Consider the following 5,732-nt stretch of genomic DNA (forward strand, 5'->3'; position numbering starts at 1 on the left):
CTTTAACTTCACCACCGTATGTTTTAGTCAAAACAGCAGAGATAGCAGCAGTTAGTGTTGTTTTACCATGGTCGACGTGTCCAATGGTACCAACGTTAACATGCGGTTTACTACGTTCAAATTTTTCTTTAGCCATGGTATTGCCCCAATCCAAAGTACTGGTGATGAAACTGCATATAGCAAAAAATCCGATACATAAATGTCATCGAATCAGTTAGTAAGATAATTGAGGTACATATGAAGCAGGAGGCGTGCTGACAGGTAGTCTTAAACTGGAAAAAGCACTCGTTATCGAGTGCTTTCTACTGATTAAGTATTATCAGCAAGAATTTGGAGCGGATGGCGGGAATCGAACCCGCGTTATCAGCTTGGAAGGCTGGAGTAATACCATTATACGACATCCGCGCAACCTACTTCAGGTTACCTAACTACCTAGAAAATGGTGGAGGGAGAAGGATTCGAACCTTCGAAGGCTGAGCCGTCAGATTTACAATCTGATCCCTTTGGCCACTCGGGAACCCCTCCAGAGAAATGGTGCCGGCACCAAGAGTCGAACTCGGGACCTACTGATTACAAGTCAGTTGCTCTACCAACTGAGCTATGCCGGCGTGTCATTTCGGTAGCGGATATTATGGAAATGTGAGCACAAGTGCAATAGTAAAATCGTTTTTTTTATAAAAAAAAGCTCAAACGACGCTTTTTTATGCTCACTTTAGCCATAACGGATACTTTTGCAGCGATTAATCTCATTTACCTAGCATTGACTGTTCGTCTAATCCCGTAGCGGTTGTCGATAATAAATTCATAGTGTAATGTGCCCTCCTTAATGGAGAACTTCGCAATGACGCCAACCAATCAAATTCATAATGCACTTTATCTACCTTTTCAGCGCGAACAGTGGGCTGAATTACGCGAATCGGTGCCGTTGACACTGAGTGAAAATGATCTGGCAGACCTACGCGGTATAAATGAAAAAATATCGCTATCTGAAGTGACCGATATTTATCTGCCATTAAGTCGACTTCTCAACTTAAATGTCGGTGCAAAGCAGCAAAGAGGTTTAGCACTCAATGAGTTTCTAGGGCGCGTTCCACCTAAAAGGCCCTATATCATCAGTATTGCTGGCAGTGTCGCAGTAGGAAAAAGTACTACAGCACGTATCTTGCAAGCATTATTGAGCCATTGGCCAGAGCACCCTAAAGTGGATCTGATTACCACAGATGGATTCTTGCACCCACTTGCCGAGCTTAAACGTCGCGGATTAATGCAACGTAAAGGTTTCCCTGAAAGCTATGATATGAAAGGCTTAGTTGACTTTATCTCTGCGATAAAAGCGGGGGAAGCTGCGGTGAGCGCACCCATCTACTCACACATTACCTATGACCGAGTGCCCGACCAATATCAGTGGATCCGTCAACCTGATATCCTCATCATCGAGGGCTTAAACGTCCTGCAAACCGGACAAGACTCTGCAGTCGATACCAAACGACCATTTGTATCTGATTTTGTGGATTTTAGTATCTATGTCGACGCAGAAGAAGAGTTGTTGAAAAAATGGTACATCGAGCGTTTTTTACAATTTAGAACTGGTGCGTTTAGCGAAGAAAGTTCCTACTTTCATCATTACTCACAGCTAACAGATAAAGAAGCTACCGGCATTGCATCAAAAATCTGGGACAGCATCAATGGGCCAAACTTAACCCTAAATATTCAACCAACCCGAGAACGTGCGCACCTTATCTTGCAAAAAGGACAAGATCATCTCATGGATCAAGTCCTTCTAAGAAAGTGATGTCGATTAATCAGCCTTACGTAGGCTGATTTCACCACCAATAAAGCTCTTTACACCGTCGGCAGTTTCTAACACCACAGCCCCTTGTTTATCAATCCCTTTGCAAATGCCATGAACCTCATCAGTTCCAATAAGCAATTTGATCTGCTGACCAATAAACAGATCTGCAGCCTCCCAACGCTGTTGAAAAGGTGCAAGGCCCTCATTCTGGAATAAGTACAAATCTTGTTGTAGCTGGCGTTGCAGTAGCGCCAGCAATTCCGTCTTACTTGGCATCTTTGCCAACGATGTCAGATCACTCCATGGTTGATCGATTGCATTACCATGCTGCTCACTCATCGCCATGTTTAACCCAACGCCAATAACTAGGCTACACTCACTATCAGTTTGACCAGTCATCTCTATCAGCACACCCGCTAGCTTCTTCCCACCCAAGTAGATATCGTTTGGCCACTTAACACCAACATCTGCAACGTCTAATTGCTCGAGAACCGATACTATTGAACACGCAACAACTAAGCTTAAACCCATAGCTTGCGCCATGCCTTGCGGGAACTGCCAATACATTGAAAAATACAGATGACATCCATAAGGAGACACCCAAGTGCGCCCTCTTCTGCCACGCCCAGCAGACTGATATTCGGCAACACAAATATCACCAGAGTCGAGCTCTTCGGCATGCTTTAAGATGAATGCATTCGTACTTGGGATCTCATCAAAATAGAAGCAGCGCTGACTGATTGTACATTTTAAAGTGCTCTCATCAACCAATGACAGTGGATTGCTTAGCTTATAGCCTTTTCCTTTTACACAGTAAATATCTACACCATAATCTTCTAGCCCAGAGATATGGTTAGCTATTGCAGTTCTCGATACCCCTAGTTGTTCAGCTAAGATTTCACCAGATACAAAATCACCTGCAGCCAACTCTGTTAATATGCTTCTTTTGCGGTTCCATTGCTCTGCCATGCTATAAACTCCTTTCTCCGGTGCTGGCTATCATTCTAGGTTCATGCTCTAAATTAATAGCAAATTGCTTAGAGATGCAATCTACTATGTGCCTTGCTAAGCACAATACATCATCGCTGCTGGCATTATCCCTATTGATAAGCACCAACGCTTGTTTCTCATGTACTGCAGCGCCGCCAACTTGGTAACCTTTTAATCCAGCGGTTTCGATCAGCCAACCCGCTGCTACTTTTGTGTGACTATCCCCTTGAGGATAACCTACAATATTCGGATACTGGGCAAGCAGAGCCTGAAACTGCTCATTTTCAATAATGGGGTTTTTAAAAAAACTACCCGCGTTACCAACGGATGCAGGATCAGGTAGCTTTTCCATACGTGTAGCGCAGATACAATCAAACACAGCTTTTGCAGTAACGCTAGGCCCCTTCAACGCTTTAAGAGGCCCATAATTAAGACGTGGCCCCCACACTTTAGGTACTTTAAAACCAACTCTTGTAATTAGCACTTTACCCGATAACTGCTGCTTAAAAACGGAGTCTCTATAACTAAAGTTGCACTGCTCAACACTAAGGCGTGAGCGTTCACCGCTCGCTAAATCTAGGTACTCAACCCACTCACAAAGTTCTTTGAGCTCAACGCCATAAGCGCCAATATTTTGAATCGGAGCAGCGCCAACAGTCCCTGGAATTAGCGCCAGATTTTCAAAGCCTCCGATACCTTTATCTAAGCAGTAACACACAAGGTGATGCCAGTCCTCGCCCGCTTCAACAGCTAAACAATAGTGGCTTTCAGTTACGTTTAGCTCAATACCTTTAGTTTTAACGACGACAACAGTTCCAGCGAAATCCTCACACAAAACAACATTACTGCCGCCTCCTAAGATCAGCATTGGTTCACCAGAAAGATAGAGCTGCTTACAAAAGGCGCTTAACTCTGGTGTTGTTTTCGCAATAAACAGAGCTCGGCAACTGTGTTCAAGTCCAAAAGTATTATGTGCTTTCAGTGAAGTAAAATCTGTCACGGAGCTGTCTTATTAATCATTGAGGAATCCAGTATTGTAACGTAAAGCGGCTACTCTCAGTAGCCCTATCTAGTAAGTTAGCTTAGCACTACATTTACTGATTACGGCCATTTCTATTTATTGTTTGTTGCCAAAACTGTGTTGATAATAGCCTTGTTTTATTGGCTAATCGATTCATCTGGTCACACTTGACCTGAGCTTCTTCCGTACGTGCCAAGTTAACATTAGATAGGTCATTAATAGCAACTATTGCCTGACTGATCTCTGTAGCAACAGCGGTTTGCTGGTTCATTGCGACCGCATTTAACTCCGACATCTCATGAATTCTTCCTATGGAGTCGCGTAATTGGTCAAATGCGCTATCAGCATTTCTTGCTAACTCAGCAGATAAGTCAGCCTTCTTATGACTTACTTCCATTGCGTCTGCCGCAGTTTGTGTGCTGTTCTGAAATTTAGTCACAATATTGCTGATTTGCGCAGTAGACTCGCTAGTACGAATTGAAAGCTGCCTCACTTCATCGGCTACGACAGCAAAACCACGACCAGTTTCTCCAGCCCTAGCAGCTTCTATTGCTGCGTTTAGCGCTAGTAGATTAGTCTGCTCGGCAATCCCCTTTATTTCACTAAGTACATTTGCAATAGCATGACTATCCTGTTCAATTGAATCAACGACTTCAGAAAACTGAACCACCTCTTCTCTTAATTCGCCTATGGAAGTAACCACCTTAAGCAAATGTTCATGACCTAAGTCTGCAGCTTTAAGGCTTGAATTAATTTCTTGAGCAGCTTGTTGAGTATTGTCATTAACCTCTACAAAGCTAGCACTCATCTCTTCCACTGCCGCTGCGACCTGATTGGTCTGCAAGTTCTGGCTGTCTGCTCGACCATGTGTGTCAACAATCGTTTGCATCAATGAACCAGTCTCTTCACTGATAGAGGAAGCCGAGTCCGCCATTCTACCGACGACGCCCCCAGTTTCAGTGATTAAATAATTAAGTGCTGAATCCAGTTGACCAATTTCATCTTGGCGGCCACAAAATATGCTACGCGCAATAGGATCATCATTTATAGCTGCAGCTTTAACTACCAGGTCTCGTAATGGCTTAGTGATAATGTAACAGCCCAAGCCAGCGATAAATGCTCCGACAACAGCCACTAAAGCAACGGGTAATACAGTAGTTAGCAGCGCACAACTAAACGCAACAATGCTGCCCCACAGACTCAACTTGCCAGCGAAACTTACCAGTGGCTTCTCAAGTTCAGCCACACGATCGCTTTGGTTCAATTTCGAATATAGTTTTTCTGCAGCCTGCACCTGTTCAATTGTCGGTTTGCGCCTTATAGATTGGAACTCATGCAACTGACCTTTCTCATATACTGGTGAGACATAGGCACTCGTCCAATAGTATTTACCAGTTACCGTTTGATTTTTTACCAGTCCGGTCCATGTTTTACCCGTTTGTATGCGGCTCCACAAAGATTTAAACACAGCCTTCGGCATATCAGGATGACGAACAATATTGTGTGACTGTCCCCGCAGCTCGCTCGCAGAACACTCCGACATATTGGCAAAGACGTCATTGGCATACTTAATGTTACCTTTAAGATCTGTAGTAGACAGCAAAATACAGTCTTGCGTCATCGGCTGTTCGACATTAGATGTGGAGTGCTGATTCATAGGGCGCCCTATATTATTATTTTGGCTGTATATTGACAGAATTAACAATGAGTTAGTTTGATTTAAATCAATCGCACCGCTCACTTTATCGACAAGTCTCCGTGATACTATCAGAATTGAGTTTTACAATGGCCAGTGCTGATTAAGCATTAGCCATACACCTGAAAAAGCTATTGATAGGAAATTGCAGGCAAGAGAAGTCACGATATCGCGACGAATGTGATGACTTAAGGCGCTTGCGGAGGTAGCTAGGAGTTATACCAATTGCATTA

At 43.6% G+C, this 5,732-nt stretch carries 5 protein-coding genes and 3 tRNA genes; 1 reads left to right on the top strand and 7 read right to left on the bottom strand.

Annotated elements, in window-relative coordinates:
- From AB4238_RS20020 to AB4238_RS20035, 4 genes are all read right to left on the bottom strand, one after another.
- The coding region (locus AB4238_RS20020) for a GTP-binding protein (RefSeq protein WP_372033394.1) at positions 1 to 136 on the bottom strand (136 nt) is incomplete at its 3' end.
- Positions 137 to 331: 195 nt separating this feature from the next.
- Positions 332 to 405: transfer RNA gene (locus AB4238_RS20025), tRNA-Gly, on the bottom strand.
- A 35-nt stretch (positions 406 to 440) separates the two neighbouring features.
- A tRNA-Tyr gene (locus tag AB4238_RS20030) sits at positions 441 to 525 on the bottom strand.
- Positions 526 to 532: 7 nt separating this feature from the next.
- Positions 533 to 608: transfer RNA gene (locus AB4238_RS20035), tRNA-Thr, on the bottom strand.
- A gap of 233 nt (positions 609 to 841) precedes the next feature.
- Between AB4238_RS20035 and coaA the strand changes: the two genes are divergently transcribed.
- On the top strand, positions 842 to 1,792 hold the full coding sequence (gene coaA, locus AB4238_RS20040; RefSeq protein WP_372035126.1) for a type I pantothenate kinase: 951 nt from the start codon (positions 842 to 844) through the stop codon (positions 1,790 to 1,792).
- 6 nt (positions 1,793 to 1,798) lie between these two features.
- Here the strand turns inward: coaA and birA are convergent, their stop codons facing one another.
- The 3 genes from birA to AB4238_RS20055 form a co-directional block, all read right to left on the bottom strand.
- On the bottom strand, positions 1,799 to 2,761 hold the full coding sequence (birA, locus tag AB4238_RS20045; protein ID WP_372035128.1) for a bifunctional biotin--[acetyl-CoA-carboxylase] ligase/biotin operon repressor BirA: 963 nt from the start codon (positions 2,759 to 2,761) through the stop codon (positions 1,799 to 1,801).
- A 1-nt stretch (position 2,762) separates the two neighbouring features.
- Positions 2,763 to 3,782: a UDP-N-acetylmuramate dehydrogenase gene (gene murB / locus AB4238_RS20050; protein ID WP_372035130.1), complete on the bottom strand. Its 1,020-nt coding sequence runs from the start codon at positions 3,780 to 3,782 to the stop codon at positions 2,763 to 2,765.
- Positions 3,783 to 3,876: 94 nt separating this feature from the next.
- The gene (locus tag AB4238_RS20055) at positions 3,877 to 5,460 is read right to left on the bottom strand and encodes a methyl-accepting chemotaxis protein (protein WP_372035132.1); all 1,584 of its coding nucleotides are present in this window, start codon (positions 5,458 to 5,460) and stop codon (positions 3,877 to 3,879) included.
- Positions 5,461 to 5,732: the final 272 nt, after the last annotated feature.

Source organism: Shewanella sp. 10N.286.45.A1 (genome assembly GCF_041470405.1).
Taxonomy (GTDB): Bacteria; Pseudomonadota; Gammaproteobacteria; order Enterobacterales; family Shewanellaceae; genus Shewanella.

What these genes read in the sequence shown, in the direction of transcription:
- birA (WP_372035128.1), bottom strand. Translation starts at nt 2,761, where the DNA reads ATGGCAGAGCAATGGAACCGCAAAAGAAGCATATTAACAGAGTTGGCT.
- AB4238_RS20055 (WP_372035132.1), bottom strand. Translation starts at nt 5,460, where the DNA reads ATGAATCAGCACTCCACATCTAATGTCGAACAGCCGATGACGCAAGAC.
- coaA (WP_372035126.1), top strand. Translation starts at nt 842, where the DNA reads ATGACGCCAACCAATCAAATTCATAATGCACTTTATCTACCTTTTCAG.